The sequence below is a fragment of the Parviterribacter multiflagellatus genome (assembly GCF_056863265.1).
On the sequence record NZ_JBXPIZ010000005.1, the window covers coordinates 284,099 to 307,786 of the forward strand.

Consider the following 23,688-nt stretch of genomic DNA (forward strand, 5'->3'; position numbering starts at 1 on the left):
CGCGCTATCGCCCGACGACCTCCTCGACCGCCCGCGCGAAGGCGTCCACGTCCTCCTCGGTCGTATCCCACGAGCACATCCACCGCACCTCGTCGCGCGCCTCGTCCCAGGTGTAGAAGAGCCAGTCCTGCTGGAGCCGCTCGGCGGCCCCAGGCGGGAGGATGGCGAAGACCGCGTTCGCCTGCACCTCCTGGGTGATCTCGACGCCGTCGATCGCCCCGACGCGCTCGGCCAGCCGGCGTGCCATCGCGTTCGCGTTGCCGGCCGCCGCGCGCCAGCGCTCGTCCTCGAGCAGCGCGAGCAGCTGGGCCGCCACGAACCGCTGCTTCGACGCGAGCTGCAGCGTCTGCTTGCGGAGGAAGAGCGCGCCCTCGGCCAGCTCGGGCCGCAGGAACACGACGGCCTCGCCGAAGACGAGGCCGGCCTTCGTGCCGCCGAACGACAGCGCGTCGACGCCGGCCGCGAGCTCGCCGAGCGAGACGCCGAGCGCCGCGGCGGCGTTGGTGAACCGCGCCCCGTCGACGTGCAGGAGCAGTCCGCGCGCATGGGCCTGCTCGGACAGCGCGCGGATCTCGTCGAGCGTGTAGAGCGTGCCGAGCTCGGTCGACTGCGTGATCGACACGACCTTCGGCTGCGTCGCGTGCTCGTCGCCGAACCGCACGAGCCGCGTCTCGACCAGCTCCGGCGTCAGCTTGCCGTCGGGCGTCGGGACCGTGAGGAGCTTGCGCCCCGCGACGCGCTCGATCGCGCCGCACTCGTCGACGTTGACGTGCGCGGTCTCCGCGCAGACGATGCCCTCCCACGGCTGGCACAGCGCGCGCATCACCACGGTGTTCGCGCCCGTGCCGTTGAAGACGGGGAACACCCGCGCGTCGGGCCCGAGCTCCCGCGCGAACGCGGCCTCCATCCGCTCCGTCCACGCGTCGTGGCCGTACGAGCCGGCGTGCGTGCCGTCGCTCGCCGCGGCCAGCGCCGCGAGCACCTCGGGCAGCGCGCCCGCGTGGTTGTCGCTGCCGAACCCGCGCGGGTGCGCGCCAGACGGCGCGCTCATCCGTGCAGCGGGAGCCGCTGGCCGTTCATCTGGCCGGCGGCGTCGGACAGCGTCCAGGCGATGGCGTCGGCCATGTGCCGCGCGTCGGCGAAGGTCCGGTACGCCTTGTCCGGGTTCGCCGCGCGCATCTCGGGAGTGACGATCGCGTTCACGACGAGGATGTTGGCAGTCCCGCGCGTCTCGGCCAGCTCGTCGGCGTAGGCGAGCGTCCACGCCTCGGCCGCCGCCTTCGCCGCGGCGTACGCGGCGTTGGTCGACGTCGGCGCCTGCGCGACCTTCGACGACACCAGCACGAACCGCCCGCGCTCCTCCGCCGCCTTCAGCGCCGGCGCGAACGCGCGGGTGACGTGCTGGACGGTCCGCACGAGCAGGTCGTGCAGCAGCGCCCAGTCCTCCAGCGGTGCCTCGGAGAGCGGCCGGCCGCCCTTCCACCCGCCGACGCAGTGCACGACCGCGGTGACGTCCGCGAGCGACGCGGCCCAGGACCGGACCGCGTCGTCGTCGAGCAGGTCGACCGCGACGTGCTCACCCGGCAGCCCCTCGAGCAGCTCGGGCTTGCGGTCGACCAGCACGAGCTCCTGCCCGTCCTCGGCGAGGCGGCGCGCCACGTGCGGGCCGAGCGCGCCGCCCGCGCCGGTGACGACGACCGTCATGCCGGCTGCGCGCTGACGTCGAGCTTGCCCTGGAGCTGGAGGTAGAACATCGACAGCGGGAACTCGTCGGCCTCGACGCGGTCGATCCACGCCTTCGGCTCGGCCTCCTCCAGCCCGTCGAACGCCCGGCCGGCCCACGCCGAGGTGCGGCTCGGCGGCACGTAGGTGGCGACGAGCTCGTGCGCGGCGATCCAGTGGTTGACCTTCGAGCGATCGATGCCGGAACGGTACAGCTCCTCGACCATCGCCCGGAGGGCCTGGACGCCGTCGGCGATGCGGTCCCACTCGACCGTCAGGCGGTTGTCCGTCCAGTGGACGAAGCCGTGCTTGTGGAGGTAGGCGAACAGCAGCTGGCCGCCGAGCCCGTCGTAGTTGCGCACGCGCGGGCCGGTGATCGGGAAGCGGAACAGCCGGTCGAACAGGATCGCGTACTGGACGTTGCGGGCGAACGCGAAGCCGCCCTGCTCCAGCGCGACCGCCTCGCCGAACGCGGTGAGGTCGCAGCGCAGCTCCTCCAGCGCGTACATCCAGTACGGCGAGCGCTGGCGGATCATGAACGGGTCGAACGGCAGGTCGCCGTGGCTGTGCGCGCGGTCGTGCACGAGGTCCCACAGCAGGTACGCGTCGCGCGACAGCTCCTCGCTGGCCAGCAGCGCGGCCGCGTCCGGCGGGAGGTTGAGGTGGAGCAGGTCGGCGGCCGACGAGATGACGCGGCGGAACCGCGCGGACTCGCGGTCGCAGAAGATGCCGCCGAAGTTGTTCACGGGCCGGCCGGCGACGCTGACCGTCTCGGGGAAGAGCACGGCGCACTCGCTGTCGTAGCCCGCCGTGTTGTCGACGAACGTGACCGGCACGAACTTCGCGTTGTCGTACTTCGTCCGCTCCAGCTCGGCCAGCCACTCCGGCCACGGCACGCGCACGATCAGCGCCTCGAAGCGCGTGTCGCGCGACGCGTTCTGCAGGTACATCGGGAAGACGACGAGGTGCTCGACGCCGTCGCGGCGCTCCAGCTCGGGCCGGAACAGCTCCAGCGAACGCGTGAAGTCGGGCTTGGCGTAGCCGCCGGCCTGCCACGCGCGCAGGTCGTCCACGACCGCGGCGAGGTAGTCGGCCTGGTGCGGGAACAGCGGCGCGAGGCCCTCGATCGCCGGGACCATCGCCTCGACGTGGGGGGCGACGGCGTCGGTGGCGGACCCGTCGGGCTCCTGCTCCACCCGCAGCGCGTCGGTGGCGGCCTTCAGCGCCGCCCAGTGCGGCGAGTCGAGCGCGGGCGAGGCGACCGACGGCGCGGCGGCGGCGAACGCCGGCTCGGCCAGCCAGTACGCGAGGTTCTGCCAAAGCTGGCGGTGGCCCAGCTCGTCGAGGCAGTCGTCGCCGAAGAGGTCGGAGTCGGCGAGCACCGCGACGCGGCCCGCGCCGGCCTGGGCGACCGCGAGCAGCGCGGCGCCGGGCGCGTCGGACGACGGCGAGGCGGTGGCGAGGACGCGCGCGGGGGCGTCGGCGGCGACCGTGCCCGAGCGGTAGAAGCAGACCTCCTCGACGCCGGCGAGGACGTCGACGCCGTGCTCCGGCGCGTGGACGAGGTCGGCGAGGACCCAGTGCGGCGCGTGGTGGTTCTGGTGGTAGTCGCTGACGACCGCGTTGTCGATGCGCAGCCCGAAGCGGCCGAGGAGCGCGTTGAGGTTGTTGCCGTACTTGTCCTGCTCCTCCTCGCCGAGCACGAGCAGGCCGCCGCCGGCGCGAACCCACGCCTCGATCGCGTCCAGCTCGTCCGGCCCCAGCACCGGCGAGCCGCCGGGCACGACGCGCTCCCACTTGGCGTCCGACGGGTGCGCGAGGACGAGCACGTCGGCGCCGTCGAGCGTCGCGGCCGTCAGCGGGCCCTCGGCGTGCGGCTCGACCGCGAAGTCCCGGCCGCGCAGGAGGTCCGCGGCGCGGGCGTAGGAGGAGTCCTCGGGGTGGGCGGGCTGGATGGTCTTCGCGACCTCCGGGCGGATCGTCCACGCCTGGGAGTGCGACTCGTCGAAGAGGATGCGGGCGAGCTTGCGCATGGCGGGAATGATCACATCGATTCCGGCTGCCATGGGTGCGTCTTCGTGCAACAATTCGCAGAATCGACGCAGTTGACGAGCAGATCGTTGCGCTTCTGACGCAGAACGCGCGCCGTTCGTACGGAGACATCGGGGAGCGGGTCGCGCTGAGCCCGCCCGCGGTCAAGCGGCGGGTCGACCGGCTGCTCGCCTCAGGCGCGCTGCGCGGCTTCACGACCGTCGTCGACCACGGCGCGCTGGGCGAGCACACCGAAGCGCTGGTGGAGCTCTTCTACGCGCCCGGGACGCTGCTCGACGAGGTGGCGGAGACGTTGCGCGGGCACCGCGAGGTGGTCGAGGCGTGGAGCGTCACCGGCGAGGCCGACGCCATCGCGCGCGTGCGCACGCGGGACAACGCGGACCTCGAGCGGCTGATCATGGACCTGCAGCGCGATGGGCTCGTGATCCGTACGCGCTCGCAGGTCGTCCTCTCCTCCCTGCTGGATCGCTGAGCGGTCCGCGGCGCGGCGTACCCTGAGCGCGCCCATGGCCGCGCTCCCCGACTTCGAGTACACCGTCCGCCGCTCCGAGCGCTCGCGCCGCGTGCGGGTCTCCGTCAGCCCCGAGAAGGGTGTCGAGGTCGTGCTCCCCAAGCGCGCGTCGGCGAAGGAGGCGCAGCGCGCGGTGGTCGAGCTGCGGCCGTGGATCGAGCGGCGGCTGCGCGAGGTGGAGGCGACGCGGGCCGCGGTGGCCGCGCGCGGCGACACGGTCCCCTACCTCGGAACCGAGCTGCGGCTGCAGCCCGAGGCCGGGCGCACGCGCGTGCACCGGCGCGACGACACGCTGCTGGTCCCGGCGGACCCGGAGGCGCGCGGCGAGGCGCTCGAGCGCTGGTACCGGCGCCAGGCGCGCGCCGAGATCGAGCCGCGGCTGCAGGCGGCCGTCGCCCAGCTCGGCACGACGTACACGAAGCTCACGATCCGCAACCAGCGGACGCGGTGGGGCAGCTGCTCGTCGACCGGCGCGATGAGCTTCAACTGGCGGCTGCTGCTCGCGCCCGCGCCGGTGCTCGACTACGTCGTCTGGCACGAGGCGTGCCACCGCATCCACATGGACCACTCGCCGCGATTCTGGGCGCTCGTCGCCCACCACGTCCCCGGCTACGCCGGGCCGCGCCGGTGGCTGCGCCGCCACGGCGGGACGCTCGTCCTCTAGGAGCCACGGCGTGATCGCGGTCGTCGGCCACGTCGAGTGGGTCACGTTCGCGGAGGTGGAGCGGGTCCCGGCCGCGGGCGAGATCGTCTTCGCGCGCGGCGGCACGTGGGAGGCGCCGGGCGGCGGCGGGGCGGTGCCGGCGGTGGAGCTGGCGCGGCTCGCGCGCCCCGGCGAGGCCACCGCGTTCTTCACGAGCGTGGGCGACGATGCGCTGGGTGAGCGCACCGCGGTGGAGCTGCAGGCGCTCGGCGTCACGCTGCACGCCGCGCGGGCCGGCGTGCCGCAGCGGCGCGCGTTCACCCACCTCGACGCGCAGGGCGAGCGCACGATCACCGTGACCGGCGCGCGCCACGTCCCCGAGGGCGCGGACCCGCTGCCGTGGGACGCGCTGGCGGGCGCGGACGCCGTGCTCTTCACCGGCGGCGACGCGGAGGCCTTCGCTGACGCCCGACGGGCGCGGACCGTCGTGGCGACGGTCCGCGCGCTGGCGGAGATCGAGGGCGCGGAGGCGGACGTCGCGATCGCCAGCGCGCACGACCCCGACGAGGTGCGGATGGCCGCCGGCCGCTCGGGCGTCGTCTGGACCGAGGGCGCCGCCGGCGGGCGCTACGACGGCGGGCGCTGGGCGGCGACGCCGCTCCCCGGCCCGATCGCGGACGCGTACGGCTGCGGCGACTGCTTCGCCGCCGGGCTGACCTACGGACTCGGCCGCGGGCTGCCGCTGGCGGACGCGCTGCTGCTCGGCGCCGAGCGGGGCGCCGCCGCGCTCACGCGCCGCGGCCCGTACTAACCGACGCGGAAGACGGCGGTGCGCTTGGCCCCGCCGGCGAGCGTCACGGTCGCGCGGTAGCGGCCTTTGGCGAGGCGCTTCGTCGCCGTGTAGACCGTGCGCCCGGCCGCCACCGTGCGGGTCGCGCGGAACGCCGTCGTCCACGCGCAGCGGCCGCGCTTGCACACCCGCCGCTGGAGCTGGAGCTGCGCCGTCGAGGCGGCGGAGGAGGTGATCGTCAGGCGGGCGCGGCGGCGGCTGACCTTGACGGTGAGCGCGCGCACGCGGGCCGCCGGGGCGGTCGTCTCCGCGCGGTCCTCGGGCGTCTCGGTGCGTGGCGTCGCCGGTGCGGGCGCGGGCTCGGTCGTCACCGGGGCGACGACGACCGGCACGACGGGCTCGGCGGTCCCCGGGTCGGGCTGCTCGCCGGCGTTGGTCGTGCCGGCGCTGCCGTCGCCCTCGTCCGGGTCGACGGGCGTGACCGGCGTGTCGTCGCCCAGCGCGGCCAGCGCCGCGTGGGCGTTCGCGCGGCCACCGGAGACGGACGGCAGACCGGGCTTGGCGTCGGCCGTCGCGCGCAGCGTCTGCGCGAGCGTCGCGCCGTCGGAGTCCGGCGAGCGCTGGACCATCAGCGCGGCGACGCCCGCGACGTTCGGCGTGGCCATCGACGTGCCGCTCAGCAGCCCGTAGCCGCCGCCGTAGGTCGACTGGATCAGGTCGCCGGGGCCGTAGAGGTCCACCGCGGTCGTGCCGTGGTTCGAGAACCACGCCATCGCGTCGTCGTTGTCCGTCGCGCCGACGCAGACGACGTTCGCCGCCGGCGCCTCGCACGGGGCGTAGGTCGTGGTCTCGAGGTCCAGCGTCTCGTTGCCGGCGGCGGCGAGGAAGATCGTCGCGGGGTAGTCGTCGGCGACGTCGGCCGCGGCGGCGGCGATGAAGCCGGCCGTCTCGCCGCCGAGCGACAGGTTGACGACGCGCACGCCACGGTCGCCCGCGTAGGCCATCGCGTCGAGGATGTCGTCGAACGAGCCGTCGCCGTTGGCGTCGAGCGCGCGGAGCGGCATCGCCCGCGCATCCGGGGCGACGCCCGAGACGCCGGCGCCGTTGCCGTTGGTCGCGACGATCGTGCCGAGCACGTGCGTGCCGTGGCCGTTCTCGTCCTGCGGCACGCTGTCGTTCTCGACGAAGTCCCAGCCGGGGACGAGGCGGCCGGCGAGGTCGGGGTGCGCGGCGTTCACGCCGGTGTCGATCACCGCCACGTCGATCCCGGCCCCGGTGGCGCCGAGGGACCACGCTCCGAAGACGTCCATGTCGGCGTCGGGCGTGCCGGGGTCGTCGACGACGTAGCCGTACTCGTCCTGGTAGCGGAGCGTCTGGCCGCTGTTCTCCAGCGACCACTGCAGCGGCAGGTACGGGTCGCTGCCGCACGTCGGCTGGGAGAGGCCGGCGCGGCTCCCGCACGTGGTCGCGGTCGCGTGGACCGCGGCGTTCGGGATCGCCCAGCGGACGTCGGGGTCGGCCTGCAGCTCGGCGAGCGCGGCGTCCTGCTCGGTGGCCGGGACGCTGACGACCTCGGCCTCGTCGAGCAGGAGCCCGCGCTCGTGGCGCACGCCCGCGTCGCTGCGCACCGCGCGGCGCTCGGCGGCGCTGAGACCGGCGTCACGGCGGACGATCAGCTCGGCACGGTCGGGCGTCGTCGCGGCCGGCGCGACGGCGGGAACGGCGAGGGGGAGCGCGCAGGCGAGCGCGGACAGCAGGGCGGGGACCCGGAGGGACACGCGGACGGGATCGACGCGTTCGGAGGAGTGCTTGAGCGGTCTGGACGGCAGCTGGGTCAGATGGCCGGGGAGAGGGCGCGCCGCAACGCCTGCACCGCCGTCTCGTGTCCGTCGACCGCCACCGGCCGGCGGCGGACGCGCCCGGTGAACGCGACCGCCGAACCGTCGCCGCGCACGTCCACCCCGCCGCGCACGCCGCCTGGGCCGCGGACCTCGAACCGGCCGGTCACCTGCGCCTCCGGCGCGTACTCGCGCCCCAGCACCGAGCGCCCACGCGTCCGCCCGGCGTCCCCCGTGCGGGCGGCGAGCTCGTCCAGCGCCTCGTCGAGCGTCGCGAACCGCGCCCGCTCGACCTTCGGCCCGACCCGTGCCGTCACGGTGTACGCCACGGGCCGAACCCTACGGCCACGCGCTCAGCGCTTGCTCTTGGCCTTCGTCACGGTCCAGTTCGTCGCGCCCTGGCACGAGTCGATGACGTACTTGCCGGAGACGATGTTCAGCTGCGACTTGAACACCGACGCGTAGCCGCTCCCCTTGCCGCTGCGCGTGAGCTTGCCGCGGTAGGTCATCTGCTGCCCGACCGCGTTGAACGTCGTGTCGAACTTGCCGTCCCGCCCGATCACGATCGGGAAGCCGTCGGGCGAGAAGTACGACAGCATCTGGAAGCGGTTCGTCGTCGGGCAGAACGCGTTCGCGGAGCCGCTGACGGAGCGGATGACGCCGTGGTCGACGGAGATCGTGAACGGCCCCGGCCCGCGGTACTCCCCGTCGTAGCGCGCGTCGCCGCCGGTGAGGACCGTCAGCTTCTGCTCGAGGGTCGTCGCCGCGGCGCCCTCCCGCTCGACCTTCGCGGTGAGCGACAGCCGCAGCTTCTTCCGCTTGAGGAGCTGCTTGCGCTCCTTGGCGTTGAGGCGGAACGACGTCCACTCCTCGTCCGCCCACTCGATGTCGCTGATCGTCTTCGTGCCGACCGTGCGCTTGCCGTTCTTGATCGTGACCTTCGCCGTCACGTCGCCCTTGGCGTTGTTGGCGAGGTAGATGTCGAACCAGCCCTGCTCGGCCTGCGCGCCGGGGCGGACCATGCCGCGCGGGTCGATCGTGAACGGCGCCTTGCCGTCGATCGTGTCGTCCTCGGCCGGCGTGGTCGGGGTCTCGGGGGTCGACGGCGGGGAGGGCGTCGTCGGGGTGGTGGGCGGCGTGGGCGGCGACGGCGGCGGCGGGCAGGTGAAGTAGCAGTCGTCCTCGGTCTCGTCGCCCTTGCCGTCCTGGTCGTCGTCGCTCTCGGCGCGCGCCTGGACGAGCAGCTCGTCGCCGGTGCGGTCGTAGGCCGACGTGCGGGTCTCGCCGTCGCCGAACGCGGGCGAGAAGACGGTGGTCCCGAAGCCGGTGTCCGGCACGACGCCGACGGAGCCGCCGAGGATGTCGATCGCGACCGTCACCCACCCGCCGGGCGCGACGAGGTGGGTGGGGAACGTCTGCACGCCGCCCCCGGCCGAGCCCTGCACGACCTCGCTGCGCGCGACCTCCGTCATCGCGCCGTCGTCGCTGACGCGGAGGAGCCGCAGCCGCGCCCGCGCGCGCTCGCCGAGCTGCGCCGACCAGCTCGTGACGATCGACCCGTCGGGCACGTCGGCGCGGTTCCAGCCGTCCGCGCTCGACGCGATCGTGCATGGACCGTCCGGGCACTGCAGCCACTGGCGCTGGTCGGCGCGGGAGAGGTCGCTGCCCACCGTCGTCGCGGCCGACGCGGCGGCGGGAAGGCTCAGGAGCGCGGCCGCGCCCAGCGCGGCGGCGAAGGGGAGTCGAAGCATGCGGCGAGCCTGCCGCCGCGACGATCCACGCACATCGGGAAACCCCCCGAAGCGCGGCTACGCCGCCAGGTGACCCGTGAGCTCGCGCAGCCCGTGGTCCCACCGCTGCTCGAGCCGGGCGGTGATGGACGCCATCAGGCGCTGCGCCGGCTCGTTGTCGCCGAGCAGCGTGGCGGTGATGCGCTTGACGCCGCGCTCGCGGGCCTCGTCGGCCAGCCGGCGGCCCAGCTCGCGGCCGAGGCCGCGGCCCTGGAGCGGGTCGCCGACCACGATCGCCGCCTCGGCGGTCTCCGGGTCCTCGCGCAGCCGCACGAACCGCGCGACGCCGTAGAAGACCTCCGGGTCCTCGGCGCTCACCGCGACGATCGCGACGTGGTCGAGCCCGTCGAGCTCGGTCAGGTAGCGCAGCTCGGAGGAGCTGAAGCGCGGCTTCGGCATGAGGAACCGCCGCCGCCGCGACTCGGGCGAGAGCCGCGCGAGGCCCTCGGACAGCCGCCCCTTGTCGTCCGGCCGGAGGTGCCGGAACAGGATCGGAGGGAGCGGCGCGGCGGACACAGTCTCGTAGTGAAACCCACCGGGGCCCCGCTCACTGTGTCCGCCGTCACACTCGTGCGATCCGTTACGACCTCTGGTCGACCGGCACGTAGTCGACGCCGCGCTCGCCCGTGTAGATCTGGCGCGGACGGGCGATCTTCTGCTCCTTGTCGTCCACGAGCTCCAGCCACTGCGCGATCCAGCCGGAGGTGCGGCCGATGGCGAACATGACCGGGAACATCGCGACCGGCAGCCCGAGCGCCTCGTAGATGAGGCCCGAGTAGAAGTCGACGTTCGGGTACAGCTTGCGCTTGACGAAGTACTCGTCCTCGAGCGCGATCTTCTCCAGCTCGGTCGCGACGTCGAGGAGCGGGTTCTTGCCCGTGACCTCGAAGACGTCCTCGACGGCCTTCTTGATGATCTTCGCCCGCGGGTCGAAGTTCTTGTAGACGCGGTGGCCGAAGCCCATCAGGCGCTCGTCGCCGTTCTTGACGCCCGCGATGAAGTCGCGCACGTTGTCGGTCGTCTCGATGCGCTTGAGCATCCGCAGCACGGCCTCGTTGGCCCCACCGTGGAGCGGGCCGTAGAGCGCGGCGACGCCGGCGGCGAGGGCCGAGTACGGGTCGACCTGCGTGGAGCCGACGGAGCGCACGGCGCTCGTGGACGCGTTCTGCTCGTGGTCGGCGTGGAGGATGAACAGGACGTCGAGCGCGCGCTCGAGCCGGGGATCCGGCTCGTACTTCAGCTCGGTCATCTTGTACATCATGTTCAGGAAGTTGCCCGAGTACGACAGGTCGTTGTCGGGGTACACGTAGGGCTGCCCCTGCGTGTGGCGGTACGCGAACGCCGCCAGCGTCGGCATCTTCGCGATGAGCCGGACGGTCTGGATGTGGCGGTTGTCCGGGTCCTTGATGTTGTTCGCGTCCGGGTAGAACGTCGAGAGCGCGCCGACCGACCCGCAGAGCATCCCCATCGGGTGCGCGTCGTAGCGGAAGCCCTCCATGAACTTCTTGACGTTCTCGTGCACGAACGTGTGCACGGTGATCTCCTCGGTCCACGCGTCGAGCTCCTTCTGGGTGGGGAGCTTGCCGTGGATGAGGAGGTACGCGACCTCGAGGTACGAGGACTTCTCCGCGAGCTGCTCGATCGGGTAGCCGCGGTACTCGAGGATGCCCTTGTCGCCGTCGATGTAGGTGACGGCTGAACGCGTCGACGCGGTGTTGGTGTACGCCGGGTCGTAGGTCATCAGCCCGAAGTCGTCGTCGGAGACCTTCATCTCGCGGAACGCCATCGCGCGTACGGTGCCGTCCTCGATCGGCACCTCGTACGTCTTGCCCGTCCGGTTGTCCGTGACGGTCAGAGAATCCGAGCCTGCGGAGCCAGCTCCGTTCGTCTGCTGCGTCTCCGTCTCAGCGCTCATGGGGCCTCCTGGGAAGGTGTGTCGATGCGGGGTGGTGCGTGGTGCGTCAGGACACCGCGACGATGGCAACCATCGTGCCCGCTACCAGCAGCGAGCCAACACCCATGATGGCGCGGTTCGCCGACTGCCCGAGTCCGGGGCGCGCGAGGCCGATGGCGGAGACGGCGACCGCGAAGGCGGCGAGCAGGCCGCCGAGGACGAAGAAGGCCGTCTCGGAGTGCTCGGACTCCTCGGCGGCGGCGGCGAGGATCGTCAGCAGGTCCATGGTCAGCCGACCTTACCGGGCGAGCGCCCGTTGTGGCGCCGCGACGCCAGGACTGCACGCTCGCGTGCGAGGGCGGGCACGCGCGTGCGCGGGGGCGACGGGACCGCGGGATCGCCGTGCGGACCGCGCCGCCGCGGGCCGCGCGGGTGACGGGGGTTCGTCGGGTGCGGCCGGCGCAGGCCGCCGTCGCCGCCGTCGTCGTCCGCCTGCGACTCGGGATCCGGGGTCGCGCGCACCGACCACCACACGAGCCAGAGCAGCGCGACGAGCGGGATCTTCAGGACCAGCATGATCCAGATGAAGCCCCACTCCTCCATTCCGTGGAGGCTACCCCTCGACGCCAGCGGCGGAGCGAAGAATTTCCCGTCTGGCGGTGATCCGCTCGCCCGCCGCTCGCGCAGGACGGGGCATGGATCACCTCATGCTCGAGAAGCTGGACCCGTCCGGCGCGCTCCGCGACGCTGCGGAGGACGCCGGCATCGACCGCGCGTCGTTCCTGCGGCGCGGTGCCGCCGCGGGCGCCGGCCTGGCGGTCGGTGGCACGCTCCTCGGCCTCGCCTCCCCCGCGCAGGCCGCGATCTCGACCACGCGCAAGTCGCTGGCGAACGACATCAAGATCGGCAACTACGCGCTCACCCTCGAGTACCTCGAGGCGGAGTTCTACGCGCAGGCGGTGCGCAACAACGCGTTCTCGTCCGACGCGTTCCGGCTGTTCGGCACCGTCACCGGCGACCACGAGGCCGCGCACGTCGCGGCGCTGAAGAAGATCCTCGGCTCCAAGGCCGTCAAGAAGCCGACGTTCGACTTCGGCAACGCGGTGACGGACCCGGCGACGTTCGCGCAGACCGCGCAGGTGCTGGAGGACACGGGCGTGGCGGCCTACGCCGGCCAGGGTCCGAACCTCAAGACGCGCGCGATCGTGCAGGCGGCGCTCTCGATCCACTCCGTCGAGGCCCGCCACGCGGCGTGGATCCGCTTCCTCAACAGCGGCGGCGCCGGCGCGGAGTCCGGCCTCCCCGCGCCCGCCGGCTTCGATCAGGCCAAGTCGGAGAAGGCCGTGCTGAAGGCCGTCACCGCGACCGGCTTCATCAAGAGCTAGGCGCGCAGCTCGATGGGCGCGTCTTCGAAGTGCGTGATGCGCGCGAGCTCGGAGACGCGCTCGGAGATCTCCGGCGCCGTGAGGGTCGCGACCCGCTCGGTGCCGAAGCCCTCGACGTTGAACGACGCGGCGGCGGTGCCGTAGGCCATCGCGCGGCGCAGGAGCGCGTCGTCGATCTCGCCGCTCTCGAGGTTCGCGGCGAGGTAGCCGACGAAGCCGCCGGCGAACGAGTCGCCCGCGCCGGTCGGGTCGATCGCGGTCTCCATCGGGTACGCGGGCAGGGCGAAGAAGCCGTCCTTCGTGAAGAGCGCCGCCCCGTACTCGCCCTGCTTGGCGACGACGATCCGCGGGCCCATCTCCATCACGGCCTTCGCCGCGGCCATCAGCGACGGCTTGCCGGTGAGCTGCTTGATCTCGGCGTCGTTGAGGAGGATCGCGTCGACCGTGCCGATCGTCCTGACGAGCGAGTCGCGCGCGATGTCGATCCACAGGTTCATCGAGTCCATGGCGACGAACTTCGCCCTCTGGCACTGCTGGCGCACGTCGTACTGCAGGTCCGGCTGGATGTTCGCGAGGAACAGGACGTCCGCGTCCTGCGAGGCCTGCGACAGCTTCGGCTGGAAGGTCTCGAAGACGTTCAGGTCGGTCGCGAGCGTCTCGCGCGAGTTCAGGTCGTAGCCGTACTCGCCGGCCCAGAAGAACGTCTTGCCGCCGGCGACGTGCTCGATGTCGTCGGTGTGGATGCCGCGCGCACGCAGCACCTCGTACTCGGCCTCGCCGAAGTCGTCGCCGACCGGTCCGACGGGCCTGATGCCGTCCGTGAAGAACGAGGCGGCGAGGGCGAAGTGGGTGGCGGCGCCGCCCAGCATCTTCTCGCGCTCCCCGAACGGGGTCTTGACGGCGTCAAAGGCGATGGATCCGACAACGGTGAGGCTCATACGCGCGGTGACTATAGGGTCCGGCGCTCCATGCGAGCCGTGCAGATCACCGAGTTCGGCGGGCCGGAGGTGCTCCGGATCGTCGATCTCCCCGAGCCCGAACCCGCCCCCGGCGAGGTCCGCATCCGCGTGACGCGGGCCGGCCTGAACTTCGCCGACACCCACCAGCGCCAGAACCGGTACGTCGCCAAGCAGGCGCTCCCGCTCGTGCCCGGATCGGAGGTCGCGGGCGTCCGCGAGGACACCGGCGAGCGCGTCGTCGCGCTGTGCGGGAAGGGCGGCTACGCGGAGGTCGCGGTGGCGCCTGAGGCGCTCACCGTGCCGATCCCCGACGGGCTCGACGACGGCACGGCGCTGGCGATGCTGATCCAGGGCACGACCGCGTGGCACCTCTACCGGACGAGCGCGAACCTGCGGCCCGGCGAGTCGGTGGTCGTGCAGTCCGCGGCGGGCGGGACGGGCTCGCTGTGCGTCCAGCTCGGCAAGGCGTTCGGCGCCGGCCGCGTGATCGCGACGGCGTCGTCGGAGGAGAAGCGCCGGCTCGCGCTCGACCTCGGCGCGGACGTGGCGATCGACTCCGATCCCGAGGGGATGGCGGAGCGGATCATCGAGGCCAACGGCGGCGAGAAGGTCGACGTCGTGCTGGAGATGGCGGGCGGGAAGGTGTTCGACGAGTCGCTCGCCGCTACCGCCCCGCTGGGCCGGTGCGTGGTCTACGGCATCGCCTCCCACGACCAGAACGACCTGCGCACCGGCAAGCTCCTCAAGGGCTCGCTGAGCGTCGTCGGCTTCTGGTTCAACCACGTCGTCGAGCTGCGCCCCGACCTCTTCGCGGAGGGCCTGCGCGACCTGTTCGCACGGGCGGCGGCGGGTGAGCTGCGCGTCGTGGTCGGCAGGACCTACGGGCTGTCCGAGGCGCGGGCGGCGCAGGAGGACCTCGCCGGGCGCCGGACGAGCGGCAAGCTGCTGCTCGACCCGAGTCGCTGATCAACCTTCCGGACGATGGCGCCACGGCGCAGGGCGCGACTAGCGTTGCGCCGTGGAGCCCTCGTCAGGAGAGGTGGCGCGCGGCGAACGCCGCGGCCTCGGCGCGGTTGCGGAAGCGCAGCTTCTCGAGGATGTGCCTGATGTGGGTCTTGACGGTCGCCTCGGAGATGACCAGGCGCTCGGCGATCTCGCGGTTGCGCAGGCCCTCGGCCACGAGCGTGAGCACCTCCCGCTCGCGGTCCGACAGCTGGCCGAGCCGCTCGTCCGGCGCCCGCCCCGGCCCCAGCTCTGCGAGCATCCGGCTGGCGTGGTCGGCGGTGATCCGGCCGTTCCCGCGCGCGGCGTCGAGCACGGCCTCGGCCAGCGTGCGCGGATCCATGTCCTTGAGCAGGTAGCCCGCGGCGCCGAGGCGCAGCGCCTCGTACAGGTCCTCCTCGCGCTGGGAGACGGTGAGGATCAGGACCTCGACCGGCGGCTCGCGCCGGCGCAGCGCCGCGAGCGTCGCCAGACCGCCCAGGCGCGGCATGCTCAGGTCGAGCAGCGCGACGTCGGGCGGCTCGCGCTCGCTCAGCTCCAGCGCCTCCCAGCCGTCGGCGGCCAGGCCGGTGACCTCGATGCGCCCGTCCGCGGCCAGCAGCGCCGCGGTGCCCTCCCGCACCAGGCGGTGGTCGTCGGCGACCAGCACGCGCGTCCTGTGGGCCATGGGAGCCGAGCATGACCGGGATCGACCGCCAGGCGCAAGGGCAGGCGTGCGCGCCGACGGGGCTCATCGGGCAGCTCGCGCCCGAGGTGTCGACCGGCCTGGCCGCGCTGGCCCGCGTCGCCCGGGCGCTGACCGGGACGGGCGAGCTGGCCGACGTGGCCGAGCACGCGCTGGGCGAGCTGCGCGAGGCGTTCGCGCTCGACACCGCCGTGCTCTACGTGCCCGAGGACGGGCGCGTGCTGCGGCGGTTCGTGCAGTCCCCCACGCCGCAGGAGCGGCGCGGCACCGCATGCGAGCTGGAGCTCGACCCGGCCGCGTGGCGCCTCGCGATCGCCAGCGGCTTCCCGCTCGTGTTCGGGGAAGAGGGCTCGTGGCTGCTGGACAACCCGTTCGACCCGCCGCCCGCGTGCTGGCTCGTGCTGCCACTGGTCGCCGGTGGGCGGCTGGCCGGCGTGGCGATGGCCGCACGCGCCGAGCCGCTGCGGCTCGACGCGACGACCGCCACGGTCCTGTCGCTCGTGAGCGGGCAGCTCGCGGCAGGCATCGCCACGGCGCAGCTGCGCGGCCAGCTCCAGCGGGCGGCGATCGATCAGGAGCGGCTGCGGCTCGCGGCGCAGCTCCATGACGGGCTCGCGCAGGACCTCGCGCTCGGCGTGCGGGAGCTGGCGCTGCTCGACTCCGGCCCGCGCCGTGAGGTCGCCGACGCCAGCCGGGCGCGGCTGCGCGGGGCGCTGGAGGAGGCGCTCGCGCTCGTGCGCGCGCGGCTCGCCGACCTGTCGAGCGAGCCGCCCGTGGAGGGCCTGCGGGCGGCCGTCGAGCAGACCTGCGGGCGGTTCGCCGCGCTCGGCCTGCCGGTGCGCGCGCACGTCGCCGCGCAGCTCCCCGACGTCCCGCCGCCCGCCGCGGCGGTGGTCGAGCGCGTGCTCACCGAGGCGCTCGCCAACGCGCACCGGCACGCGGCAGCGACCGCGGTCGACGTGCGGCTCGCGGCGGGGGAGCGGTGGCTGGAGCTCGTCGTCGACGACGACGGGCGCGGGTTCGACCCCGAGGCCGCCGCGGGCCGCGCCGAGCGGCACTTCGGCCTGTCGATCATGCGCGACCGGGCGCGCGACGCGGGCGCGGGCGTCGTCCTGGACAGCGCGCCGGGACGCGGCACGCGCGTCGCGCTGGTCGTGCCCCTGGAGCCGGCGCCGTGAGGGCGGGACGGCGCGGGCGGGCCGTCGCGCGGCTCGACGATGCGGCGCTGGCCCGGCGGGCGGGCGGCGGGCAGCCGGACGCGTTCGCCGAGCTGTACGACCGCCACGCGCGGGTCGCGCACGGGTACGCGCGGCGGCTGTGCGGGCCCGAGCTGGCCGACGACGTCGTGCAGGAGGCGTTCCTCGCGCTGTGGCGAGGCGTGGCCGAGTACGACCCGGCGCGGGCGAGCGTGCGCACGCTCCTGCTGACGCTCGTCCACCACAGGGCGATGGACGCGCTGCGGCGGGCGGCGGTGCGCTCGCGGCACACCGGAGCGACCGTCCCCGAGGAGGCGCCGGCCGACGGCGCGACCGACGCCGACGCGCTGCGCTCCGCCGAGGCCGCCGACGTGCGCGGCGCGGTGCGCCTGCTCCCGCGCGAGCAGGCCGAGGTCGTCGCGCTCGCCTACTACGCGGGCCTCACGCAGCGCGAGATCGCCGCGGCGCTCGGTCTCCCGCTCGGCACCGTGAAGGGCCGGATGCGGCGGGCGCTGGAGCGGCTCGGGCAGGCGCTCCCGGCGCCGTGTCCTACGTGAGAACTCCTCGCAACGAACCTTACGGAACCGCTCGCGGCGGTCGTGCGCAGAGGGAGGTGCATGGTCCATCACGACAAGGAGCGAGACATGCACCTCAGGCCCCTCATCGGCGGGGCGGTCGTCGTCGCGGCCGCTGCGGGCGCGCTGGCGGCCGGCCCCGGGCTGGGCTCCAGCCACCGCGAGGCGCCGGGCTCGATGCTCGACCCGGCCGCCGACGACACCGACGTCTACGCGTTCACCGCGAAGGACGCGCCGGGCGCGCTGACCGTGGTCGCCAACTGGATCCCGCTGGAGGATCCGGCCGGCGGCCCGAACTTCGGCAAGCTCGATCCGCAGGCGCGGTACTACGTCAAGATCGACAACACCGGCGACGGCGCCGAGGACGTCGCGTACCGGTGGCAGTTCAAGAACCGGTTCCGCAACCCCGAGTCGTTCCTCGCGGCGGTGCCGCCGGTCCGGTCGATCAACGACCCGAACCTCAACTTCGTCCAGACGTACGACCTGTACCGCGAGACCTACGCGGGCGGGAAGCTGCGGACGAGCCGGCGGATCGCGAACGACCTGCCGGTCGCGCCCGACAACTCCGGGCCGAAGACGTTCCCCGACTACGCGGCCGTGGCGGCCGGTGCGGTGAAGTCCGTCAACGGCGGCGGCAAGGCGTTCGTCGGCCCCCGCGACGACCCGTTCTTCGTCGACCTCGGGTCGATCTTCGACGGGATCAACATCGACAAGCCGGGGCGGCCCGCGATCGGCCTGGGCAACCAGGGCGGCGGCAAGGACGACCTCGCCGGCTACGGGACGCACTCGTTCGTGCTGCAGGTGCCGGAGGAGCACGTGACGCGCGACGGCAAGGCCGTCGGCTCGGCGAAGGCCGGCAACGCCGTGGTCGGCGTGTGGGCGTCCACCGAGCGCAAGCGGATCGCGGTGCACGGCGGCGGCAAGGGCGGCAAGGGCCACGACGACGAGTGGGTCCAGGTCTCGCGGCTCGGCAACCCGCTCATCAACGAGGTCGTGATCCCGCTCGGGCAGAAGGACAAGTTCAACCGGACGTCGCCCAAGGACGACCTGGCGAACTTCGGCAAGTACGCGCTCAACCCCGAGCCGGCGCGGATCCTCAACGCGCTGTTCGACCTGGGCGTCAAGGAGACGGACCGCACGGACATCGTCCAGGCGCTGCTGACCGGGGTGCCCGGGCTGACGCAGATCGGGACGAAGCCGGCCCCGGCGGACACGCTGAAGCTCAACCTCGGCGTGCCGCCCGCGGAGACGCCGAACCGCTTCGGCGTGCTGGCCGGTGACGTGGCCGGGTTCCCGAACGGGCGGCGGCTGGCGGACGACGTCGTCGACATCGAGCTGCGCGTCATCGCGGGCGCGCTGCTGAACCCGGCGAAGAACGTGCCGCTCGGCGACGGGGTGGACCAGAACGACAAGCCGTTCTCGGCCAGCTTCCCGTACGTCGTCGCGACGGACTCCGGGTTCGACTCGGCCCTCAAGCGGACGGAGCCGGCGCACGCGCCGGTGCCGCAGCCGCCGCAGTGATCCACCTGGTGGCCGGTGGCCGGCGCGGGGGCGCTTCTGCCCCACGCCGGTCGCCGGCCGCCTCGACCTCCCCGCGCTCATGACCCGTCTTCTCCCCTTCCTCGTGGCGGTCCCGCTGGTGGCCGCCGCGCTCGCGGTCCTCGTGGGCCGCGCCTCCGACCCGCCGCCGTCCGCGGCGAAGGCCGCCCCGTCCTCGCTGCAGCGTGCGACGCAGGAGGCGAAGCGGCACCGCTTCCACGCGGCGCTCCGCCACGCGCGGGCGGCGCAGAAGGCCGATCCCCGGTCGGACGCCGCGGTCCCGGTGATCGTCGACTCGCTCGTCGAGCTGGGACGACTGGATCAGGCCGCGGCCGAGCTGCAGCGGATGATCGACGCGAAGCCGACGCTCGCCGGGTACGCGCGGGCCTCGTACCTGCGCGAGCTGCGCGGCGACCTCGACGGCGCGGCAGACGCGATGCGGCTCGCCGTCGGCGCCGGTGCGGGCGCGCGCCGGCAGGGTGCCGCCGTGACCGTCCTGCTCGGCGACGTCGAGCTGCGCCGCCGACGGCGTGCGGCGGCGCGCCGCGCGTACGGCGAGGCGCTGGCGGCGGTGCCCGGCCACGCCGCGGCCCGTGTCGGCCTGGCCCGCCTCGACGCCGCGGCCGGCCGGTACGACCGCGCGATCGCCGAGCTCCGCGCGGCGGACGCGCGCCAGCCGCTGACCGAGACCCTGATCGAGCTCGGCGAGACCGAGCTCGCCGCCGGCCGGCAGGCCGACGCCGCCCGGACGTTCGGCCGCGTGCGTGCCTCGCAGCGCCGGGAGCGGGACGCCGGGTACAGGATCGCCTCCGAGGTCGGGCTGTTCGAGGCCGAGCATGGGGACGCCGGTGCGGCGGTCGCGCTCGCCCGCGCGGGCTGGCGCGAGGCGCCGACCGTCCGGGCGGCCGATGCGCTGGCGGCGGCGCTGGCCGCGGCGGGCCGGGGCGAGGAGGCGCTGCGGTGGGCGCGCCGCGCGCTGGCGGGCGGGTGGCGCGAGCCGTCGGCGCTCCACCACGCCGGCCAGGCGGCGCTCGCCGTGGGCGACCGGCCGCTCGCGCGGCGGTGGCTGCGCGCGGCGATCGCGCGGGCCGACGCCCTCGGCCCGTGGCAGACGGCGCAGGCCCGCCGGGCGCTGGCCGCCGCGTCACCGCGCGGGCGCTGAGCCCGCGGCGCAGCCGGCGCACAGGCCGCTGACCGGAACGCGGGAGAACCGCGCGACGTGCCCGCACGCCGCGCGGATCGCCGCGCGCGCCGCGTCGAGCAGCGCCGGATCGAGCGGCGTGAGCTCGCCGCACCGCTCGCACGCGGCGTACTCGCGGTCGGTCGCCGGGGCGTAGCGGGCGGGCGCGCGGCCCAGCTCGACGCGGCGGACGAGCCCGGCCTGCTCGAGCGTGTCCAGGTTGCGGTACACGGACCCGAGGTCCGCACGCGGGAACCGGCCGCCGAGGCCGTCCGCGAGCGCGGCCGCCGGGAGCGGCCGGTCGGCGCCGTAGAGCGCCTCCAGCACCAGACGGCGCGGGGTGGACACCCGCATCCCGCGCGCGCGGAGCGTGTTGACCGCTGCGGCGAGGCTCATGGGCGTCGGCGCGTGGGCGAGGGCGGCGTCTTGCGTGGGCACGGCAGCCTCCTGGGCAGAGGTGGGGGGAACCGACGCCCGCAAGTGCGAACCGCTCGCACCTGCGGATCAGGTGCAGCCGGGAGGATCACCCGTTCGGACGATGGAGCACCGTCTCGCCGCCGGGCTCCAGCACCGCGATGCCGTCGTGGACCTCCGCGATGGCCGCGAGATCCGCCGCGTCCCCGACGACGAACGGGCAGAGGGTGACCACCGGCGACGACGCGAAGCGCGCCTCGTAGTGGCGGTCGTACTCCAGCACCGCGTCGAGCGGCAGCAGGTCCGTCCCGACCGCGAACCGCGCGTACCACATGGCCTCCAGGCCGCGGTCGAGCGCGGCGGCCAGCGGCGCCTCCAGCTCGCTGCCGTACGCCTCCGGCGGCTGCGACAGGTCGATCTCGTGGACGATCAGGCGCCCGTCGGGCTCCAGCCGCGCGAGGTCGAGCCCCGCCGCCTCCAGCGCCGCCCGCTCCTCCGCCTGCCGGTGCGGCATCGCGCGGTGGACGAGCCACCCGTCGCGCCGCGCGCCGAGCGCGTAGAAGGCGGCGAGCACCGCGGGCACCTCCTCGGGCCGGTTCACGAGGACCGCGAGGTGCCGGCACGCCCCGCTGGCGACCGCCGGCTCGACCGTCTCGGCGAAGTCAGCCACGGCTGGGCGAGCCTACCCCCGCAGACGGCGCGCGTGAAGGCGCGCGGGCGGGTCAGGCGACGCCGACGGTGGGGCGCTCTTCGGCGAAGAGGCGCGCGAGCTGCGTCCGCGACCGGACGTCGAGCTTGCGGTACACGTGGCTGAGGTGGTGCTCGACGGTCTTCGGGCTGAGGAACAGCGACGCCGCCACCTCGCGGTTGGTCATCCCCTGCGCCACCAGCAGCGCGATCTTCAGCTCCGACGGCGTCAGCTCGTCGGCGCTCGCCGCCTGGTCGCGCGGGCCAGACGGGCCGCCGGTGGCCGCCATCTCGGCGCGCGCGCGGGCCGACCACGGCTTGGCCCCGAGCCGGTCGAAGACCTCCAGCGCGGCGTTGAGGTGCGGCCGCGCATCGGCCCGGGCCCGGACGCGGCGCAGGCGCTCGGCGTACGCGAGGTGCGTGCGGGCGCGCTCGAACGGCTGCCCGTCGCGCTCGTGGTGCTCGAGCGCCTCCTCGAAGTGTTGCTGGAAGTCGTCCTGCGCGAGCAGCCCGCGGCACCGCGCGGCGGCGGCGAGCGCCCATGCGCGCTGCGTCGTCTCGGCCTTGGCGGCGAAGCGGTCGAGCGCGGCCTGCGCCCGTTCGGTCTCGCCCGCGCGCACGAGCGCCTCGACGTGGGTCGGCGGCCACTGGACCAGGCCCGGCTCCTCCTGGTGCAGGCGGTCGGCGACGAGCTGCGCCTCGTCGAGCAGCTCGATCGCGCGCTCCACCCTGCCGGTGATGAGGTCGTCGAACGCCAGCGCGTTCAGCGAGTAGATCCGGATCGCGTCCGAGCCCAGCGCGCGCGTCAGCTCCAGCGACTCGCGGCCGTGGGCCTGCGCGTCCTCGCTGCGGCCCAGCCCCGCCTCGACCTCGGCCAGCGCCGCCAGCGCGTGGCACAGCAGGCCGATCTGCCCGGTCTGGCGCGCGAGCTCGGCCGCCTCGCCCGCGTCGGCGAGCGCCGCCTGCCAGCGGCCGCGGCGGAGCTCCAGGTGGGAGCGCGCGGCCAGGGGGTAGATGATAAGGCCGAGCGCCGCGGCGTCGCGGGCGGCCTCGACGATGCGGTTGAGGACGAGCTCCGCGCGATCCCATCGCTCGACCCAGATCGAGCAGTGGCCGGCCATCCCGATGATCTCCGGCAGCCCGCTGAGCACGTCGCCGGGGAGGACGAGCGGGACGATCGCGTCGAGCAGCCGGTCGCCGTCCGCGGTGCGCCCGAGCGCGATCTGCGCCTCGCCGATGAGCAGCGACGCGATCGCCTCGACGCCCGGGTCGACGCCGCCGCCCGCCAGCGCGCAGGCGCGCATCGCGGACTCCTCCAGCGCCGGCATGTCGCCGGTCATCATGTGCGCGACGCTCGCCTCGATCAGCGTCTGGGCGGCGCGCTGCGGGTCCTCGTCCTGGATGCGGCGCGCCTCGCCGTCGAGCAGCTCGTACGCGATCCGCGGGGCGCCGCGGCGCAGCTCGACGTGCCCGCGGGCGCGGCGCACGTCCGCCTGCAGGAGCGGGTCGTCGGTGAGCCGGACGGCCTCGTCGAGCAGCTTCAGCGCGCGGTCGGCCCCGCCAGCCATCGTCAGGTCGCGGGCGGCCTCGAGCAGGCGGCGGGCGCGCGCCTCCTCGTCGGTCGACAGCTCGGCGGCGCGCTCGAACGCGGCGGCGGCGGCCGAGTTGCCCCCGCGCTCGCGCGCGTCGACGCCGGCCTCCTCCAGCGCGGACGCGACGGACTCGTCGGGCGCCACGGCGGCGATCGCCAGGTGCCACGCGCGCACGCGCGGGTCCGGTGCCACGGCGGCGAGCGCCTCGTGCGCCGCGCGGCGGTCCGGCGCGCCGGCGGCGTGGTAGATCGTCGAGCGCAGCAGCGGATGGCGGACGTCCACGCGCGCGTCGGCGAAGCGGACGACGTCGGCGGCCTCCGCGGGCGCGAGCGCGTCGTGCGGGACGCCGAGGTGGTCGAGCGCGGCGTGGAGCAGGTCGACGCGGCCGGTCACCATCGCGGCGACGACGGTCAGCGCGCGGCGCGTCTCGTCGGGCAGGGCGCCCAGCTGGCGGCGGAACGCGCTCTCGATGCTCGACCCGGCCGGCAGCGGCGCGGGCAGCGCGTCGCGGCCGGCGAGCTGGTCGGGCGTCAGCGCGTGGGGGATCTCCACGAGCGCGAGCGGGTTGCCCGCGGCGGTGTCGAGCAGCACGTCGGCGACCTGCGGCAGCAGCTCGGCTCCGGCCGCCTGCTCCAGCAGCGCGCGGGCCGCGTCGCCCTCCAGGCCGCCGATCCGCAGCCGCGGCAGCCCGAGCTCCTCGGCCTTCAGCCCTTCGCCGTCGCGCGCGCCGATCAGCAGCACGACGCCCTCGGCCTCGATCCGCCGCGCCGCGAAGAGCAGCGCCTCCAGCGTCGCCTCGTCGAGCCAGTGCGCGTCGTCGACCACGGCGAGCACGGGCTGCTCGTCCGCGGCGGCGCCGAGCACGCTGAGCACCGCGGCGGGCACGGCGAAGTGGTCGTGCGGCGAGGGCTCCTCGATCGCCATCGCGCCGCGCAGCGCGCGGGCCTGCGCCGCGGGGATGCGGTCGAGCAGGTCCAGGAGAGGCGTCAGGAGGTCGAGCAGACCGGCGAACGGGATGTCCGACTCGGACTCGTAGCCGCGCGCCCGCAGGACGCGGAAGTCGTCGCCCGCCATGGCGATCGCGGCGCCCAGCAGCGTGGTCTTGCCGATCCCCGCCTCGCCGTGGACGACGAGCGCGCCGGAACGTCCGCTGCGGGCCGCTTCCAGCACGGCCTCGAGCTCGCTGCTCTCCCGGGTTCGTCCCAGCACGAGCGGTGAAGGGTACGGCCTCGTA

Annotated in this window: 24 protein-coding genes; 9 read left to right on the plus strand and 15 right to left on the minus strand. The window is 74.6% G+C overall.

The window, feature by feature from the left end; translation table 11 throughout:
- Nucleotides 1–4: 4 nt before the first annotated feature.
- Genes AC1UE5_RS12905 through AC1UE5_RS12915 form a run of 3 tightly spaced genes read right to left on the minus strand, consistent with a single transcriptional unit; the run spans nt 5 to nt 3,755 of the window.
- Entirely contained in the window at nt 5–1,051 is a 1,047-nt protein-coding gene (locus AC1UE5_RS12905; protein ID WP_482923916.1) for a threonine aldolase family protein, read from the minus strand.
- Entirely contained in the window at nt 1,048–1,704 is a 657-nt protein-coding gene (locus tag AC1UE5_RS12910) for an SDR family NAD(P)-dependent oxidoreductase (protein ID WP_482923918.1), read from the minus strand. The genes AC1UE5_RS12905 and AC1UE5_RS12910 overlap by 4 nt, the downstream gene beginning before the upstream one ends.
- Nucleotides 1,701–3,755, minus strand: coding sequence for a DUF6421 family protein (locus AC1UE5_RS12915; RefSeq protein WP_482923920.1), 2,055 nt, complete (start codon nt 3,753–3,755; stop codon nt 1,701–1,703). Before AC1UE5_RS12915 ends, AC1UE5_RS12910 begins: the two co-directional genes overlap by 4 nt.
- Before the next feature lie 35 nt (nt 3,756–3,790).
- On the opposite strand from AC1UE5_RS12915, the gene AC1UE5_RS12920 reads away from it, so the two are divergent.
- Genes AC1UE5_RS12920 through AC1UE5_RS12930 form a run of 3 tightly spaced genes read left to right on the plus strand, consistent with a single transcriptional unit; the run spans nt 3,791 to nt 5,739 of the window.
- Nucleotides 3,791–4,246: an Lrp/AsnC family transcriptional regulator gene (locus AC1UE5_RS12920; RefSeq protein WP_482923922.1), complete on the plus strand. Its 456-nt coding sequence runs from the start codon at nt 3,791–3,793 to the stop codon at nt 4,244–4,246.
- A gap of 34 nt (nt 4,247–4,280) precedes the next feature.
- The gene (locus tag AC1UE5_RS12925) at nt 4,281–4,949 is read left to right on the plus strand and encodes a M48 family metallopeptidase (protein ID WP_482923924.1); all 669 of its coding nucleotides are present in this window, start codon (nt 4,281–4,283) and stop codon (nt 4,947–4,949) included.
- Between the two features lie 10 nt (nt 4,950–4,959).
- A complete protein-coding gene (locus tag AC1UE5_RS12930; RefSeq protein WP_482923927.1) occupies nt 4,960–5,739 on the plus strand; it encodes a PfkB family carbohydrate kinase in 780 nt (259 codons plus the stop codon).
- Here AC1UE5_RS12930 and AC1UE5_RS12935 read toward each other — a convergent pair.
- The 7 genes from AC1UE5_RS12935 to AC1UE5_RS12965 all read right to left on the minus strand — a co-directional run bounded on the left by AC1UE5_RS12935 (nt 5,736) and on the right by AC1UE5_RS12965 (nt 11,843).
- Complete coding sequence (locus AC1UE5_RS12935) at nt 5,736–7,496, minus strand: S8 family peptidase (protein ID WP_482923929.1); 1,761 nt, start codon at nt 7,494–7,496, stop codon at nt 5,736–5,738. The genes AC1UE5_RS12930 and AC1UE5_RS12935 overlap by 4 nt on opposite strands.
- 56 nt (nt 7,497–7,552) lie before the next feature.
- Nucleotides 7,553–7,885: a hypothetical protein gene (locus tag AC1UE5_RS12940; RefSeq protein ID WP_482923931.1), complete on the minus strand. Its 333-nt coding sequence runs from the start codon at nt 7,883–7,885 to the stop codon at nt 7,553–7,555.
- 24 nt (nt 7,886–7,909) lie between these two features.
- Nucleotides 7,910–9,307 carry a hypothetical protein gene (locus tag AC1UE5_RS12945; protein ID WP_482923933.1) on the minus strand — a complete coding sequence of 466 codons (1,398 nt, stop codon included), beginning with the start codon at nt 9,305–9,307 and terminating at the stop codon, nt 7,910–7,912.
- A 57-nt stretch (nt 9,308–9,364) separates the two neighbouring features.
- Complete coding sequence (locus tag AC1UE5_RS12950) at nt 9,365–9,862, minus strand: GNAT family N-acetyltransferase (RefSeq protein ID WP_482923935.1); 498 nt, start codon at nt 9,860–9,862, stop codon at nt 9,365–9,367.
- Between the two features lie 64 nt (nt 9,863–9,926).
- A complete protein-coding gene (locus tag AC1UE5_RS12955; protein ID WP_482923937.1) occupies nt 9,927–11,261 on the minus strand; it encodes a citrate synthase in 1,335 nt (444 codons plus the stop codon).
- A 46-nt stretch (nt 11,262–11,307) separates the two neighbouring features.
- Nucleotides 11,308–11,526, minus strand: a complete 219-nt coding sequence (locus AC1UE5_RS12960; RefSeq protein ID WP_482923940.1) for a hypothetical protein — start codon at nt 11,524–11,526, stop codon at nt 11,308–11,310.
- Between the two features lie 2 nt (nt 11,527–11,528).
- Nucleotides 11,529–11,843 (minus strand): hypothetical protein, encoded by a 315-nt coding sequence (locus AC1UE5_RS12965; RefSeq protein WP_482923942.1) that lies wholly within the window; start codon nt 11,841–11,843, stop codon nt 11,529–11,531.
- A gap of 104 nt (nt 11,844–11,947) precedes the next feature.
- Between AC1UE5_RS12965 and AC1UE5_RS12970 the strand changes: the two genes are divergently transcribed.
- Nucleotides 11,948–12,625 (plus strand): ferritin-like domain-containing protein, encoded by a 678-nt coding sequence (locus tag AC1UE5_RS12970; protein ID WP_482923944.1) that lies wholly within the window; start codon nt 11,948–11,950, stop codon nt 12,623–12,625.
- On the opposite strand, the gene AC1UE5_RS12975 is transcribed toward AC1UE5_RS12970, so the two are convergent.
- Nucleotides 12,622–13,563 (minus strand): PfkB family carbohydrate kinase, encoded by a 942-nt coding sequence (locus tag AC1UE5_RS12975; protein WP_482923946.1) that lies wholly within the window; start codon nt 13,561–13,563, stop codon nt 12,622–12,624. The genes AC1UE5_RS12970 and AC1UE5_RS12975 overlap by 4 nt on opposite strands.
- A gap of 30 nt (nt 13,564–13,593) precedes the next feature.
- Between AC1UE5_RS12975 and AC1UE5_RS12980 the strand changes: the two genes are divergently transcribed.
- Nucleotides 13,594–14,550, plus strand: a complete 957-nt coding sequence (locus AC1UE5_RS12980; protein ID WP_482923948.1) for a quinone oxidoreductase family protein — start codon at nt 13,594–13,596, stop codon at nt 14,548–14,550.
- A 64-nt stretch (nt 14,551–14,614) separates the two neighbouring features.
- Here the strand turns inward: AC1UE5_RS12980 and AC1UE5_RS12985 are convergent, their stop codons facing one another.
- On the minus strand, nt 14,615–15,253 hold the full coding sequence (locus tag AC1UE5_RS12985; RefSeq protein ID WP_482923950.1) for a response regulator: 639 nt from the start codon (nt 15,251–15,253) through the stop codon (nt 14,615–14,617).
- An 11-nt stretch (nt 15,254–15,264) separates the two neighbouring features.
- On the opposite strand from AC1UE5_RS12985, the gene AC1UE5_RS12990 reads away from it, so the two are divergent.
- From AC1UE5_RS12990 to AC1UE5_RS13005, 4 genes are all read left to right on the plus strand, one after another.
- Nucleotides 15,265–16,449 carry a GAF domain-containing sensor histidine kinase gene (locus tag AC1UE5_RS12990; protein ID WP_482923952.1) on the plus strand — a complete coding sequence of 395 codons (1,185 nt, stop codon included), beginning with the start codon at nt 15,265–15,267 and terminating at the stop codon, nt 16,447–16,449.
- Nucleotides 16,446–17,024: an RNA polymerase sigma factor gene (locus tag AC1UE5_RS12995; protein WP_482923954.1), complete on the plus strand. Its 579-nt coding sequence runs from the start codon at nt 16,446–16,448 to the stop codon at nt 17,022–17,024. Before AC1UE5_RS12990 ends, AC1UE5_RS12995 begins: the two co-directional genes overlap by 4 nt.
- Before the next feature lie 87 nt (nt 17,025–17,111).
- Nucleotides 17,112–18,563 carry a DUF4331 domain-containing protein gene (locus AC1UE5_RS13000; RefSeq protein WP_482923956.1) on the plus strand — a complete coding sequence of 484 codons (1,452 nt, stop codon included), beginning with the start codon at nt 17,112–17,114 and terminating at the stop codon, nt 18,561–18,563.
- Between the two features lie 79 nt (nt 18,564–18,642).
- The gene (locus tag AC1UE5_RS13005; protein WP_482923958.1) at nt 18,643–19,743 is read left to right on the plus strand and encodes a tetratricopeptide repeat protein; all 1,101 of its coding nucleotides are present in this window, start codon (nt 18,643–18,645) and stop codon (nt 19,741–19,743) included.
- Here AC1UE5_RS13005 and AC1UE5_RS13010 read toward each other — a convergent pair.
- The 3 genes from AC1UE5_RS13010 to AC1UE5_RS13020 all read right to left on the minus strand — a co-directional run bounded on the left by AC1UE5_RS13010 (nt 19,726) and on the right by AC1UE5_RS13020 (nt 23,663).
- Nucleotides 19,726–20,199 (minus strand): Fur family transcriptional regulator, encoded by a 474-nt coding sequence (locus AC1UE5_RS13010; protein WP_482923961.1) that lies wholly within the window; start codon nt 20,197–20,199, stop codon nt 19,726–19,728. The genes AC1UE5_RS13005 and AC1UE5_RS13010 overlap by 18 nt on opposite strands.
- Nucleotides 20,200–20,284: 85 nt before the next feature.
- On the minus strand, nt 20,285–20,845 hold the full coding sequence (locus AC1UE5_RS13015; protein WP_482923963.1) for a hypothetical protein: 561 nt from the start codon (nt 20,843–20,845) through the stop codon (nt 20,285–20,287).
- A gap of 52 nt (nt 20,846–20,897) precedes the next feature.
- Entirely contained in the window at nt 20,898–23,663 is a 2,766-nt protein-coding gene (locus AC1UE5_RS13020) for an AAA family ATPase (RefSeq protein ID WP_482923965.1), read from the minus strand.
- Between the last annotated feature and the right edge of the window lie 25 nt (nt 23,664–23,688).

Bases quoted from the DNA above. Each gene is read 5' to 3' on its own strand.
- AC1UE5_RS12975 (WP_482923946.1), bottom strand. From the start codon at position 13,563: ATGAGCCTCACCGTTGTCGGATCCATCGCCTTTGACGCCGTCAAGACC.
- AC1UE5_RS12990 (WP_482923952.1), top strand. From the start codon at position 15,265: ATGACCGGGATCGACCGCCAGGCGCAAGGGCAGGCGTGCGCGCCGACG.
- AC1UE5_RS12915 (WP_482923920.1), bottom strand. From the start codon at position 3,755: ATGCGCAAGCTCGCCCGCATCCTCTTCGACGAGTCGCACTCCCAGGCG.
- AC1UE5_RS13000 (WP_482923956.1), top strand. From the start codon at position 17,112: ATGCACCTCAGGCCCCTCATCGGCGGGGCGGTCGTCGTCGCGGCCGCT.
- AC1UE5_RS12985 (WP_482923950.1), bottom strand. From the start codon at position 15,253: ATGGCCCACAGGACGCGCGTGCTGGTCGCCGACGACCACCGCCTGGTG.
- AC1UE5_RS12980 (WP_482923948.1), top strand. From the start codon at position 13,594: ATGCGAGCCGTGCAGATCACCGAGTTCGGCGGGCCGGAGGTGCTCCGG.
- AC1UE5_RS13005 (WP_482923958.1), top strand. From the start codon at position 18,643: ATGACCCGTCTTCTCCCCTTCCTCGTGGCGGTCCCGCTGGTGGCCGCC.
- AC1UE5_RS12955 (WP_482923937.1), bottom strand. From the start codon at position 11,261: ATGAGCGCTGAGACGGAGACGCAGCAGACGAACGGAGCTGGCTCCGCA.
- AC1UE5_RS12910 (WP_482923918.1), bottom strand. From the start codon at position 1,704: ATGACGGTCGTCGTCACCGGCGCGGGCGGCGCGCTCGGCCCGCACGTG.
- AC1UE5_RS12905 (WP_482923916.1), bottom strand. From the start codon at position 1,051: ATGAGCGCGCCGTCTGGCGCGCACCCGCGCGGGTTCGGCAGCGACAAC.
- AC1UE5_RS12970 (WP_482923944.1), top strand. From the start codon at position 11,948: ATGCTCGAGAAGCTGGACCCGTCCGGCGCGCTCCGCGACGCTGCGGAG.
- AC1UE5_RS12945 (WP_482923933.1), bottom strand. From the start codon at position 9,307: ATGCTTCGACTCCCCTTCGCCGCCGCGCTGGGCGCGGCCGCGCTCCTG.
- AC1UE5_RS12960 (WP_482923940.1), bottom strand. From the start codon at position 11,526: ATGGACCTGCTGACGATCCTCGCCGCCGCCGCCGAGGAGTCCGAGCAC.
- AC1UE5_RS12925 (WP_482923924.1), top strand. From the start codon at position 4,281: ATGGCCGCGCTCCCCGACTTCGAGTACACCGTCCGCCGCTCCGAGCGC.
- AC1UE5_RS12965 (WP_482923942.1), bottom strand. From the start codon at position 11,843: ATGGAGGAGTGGGGCTTCATCTGGATCATGCTGGTCCTGAAGATCCCG.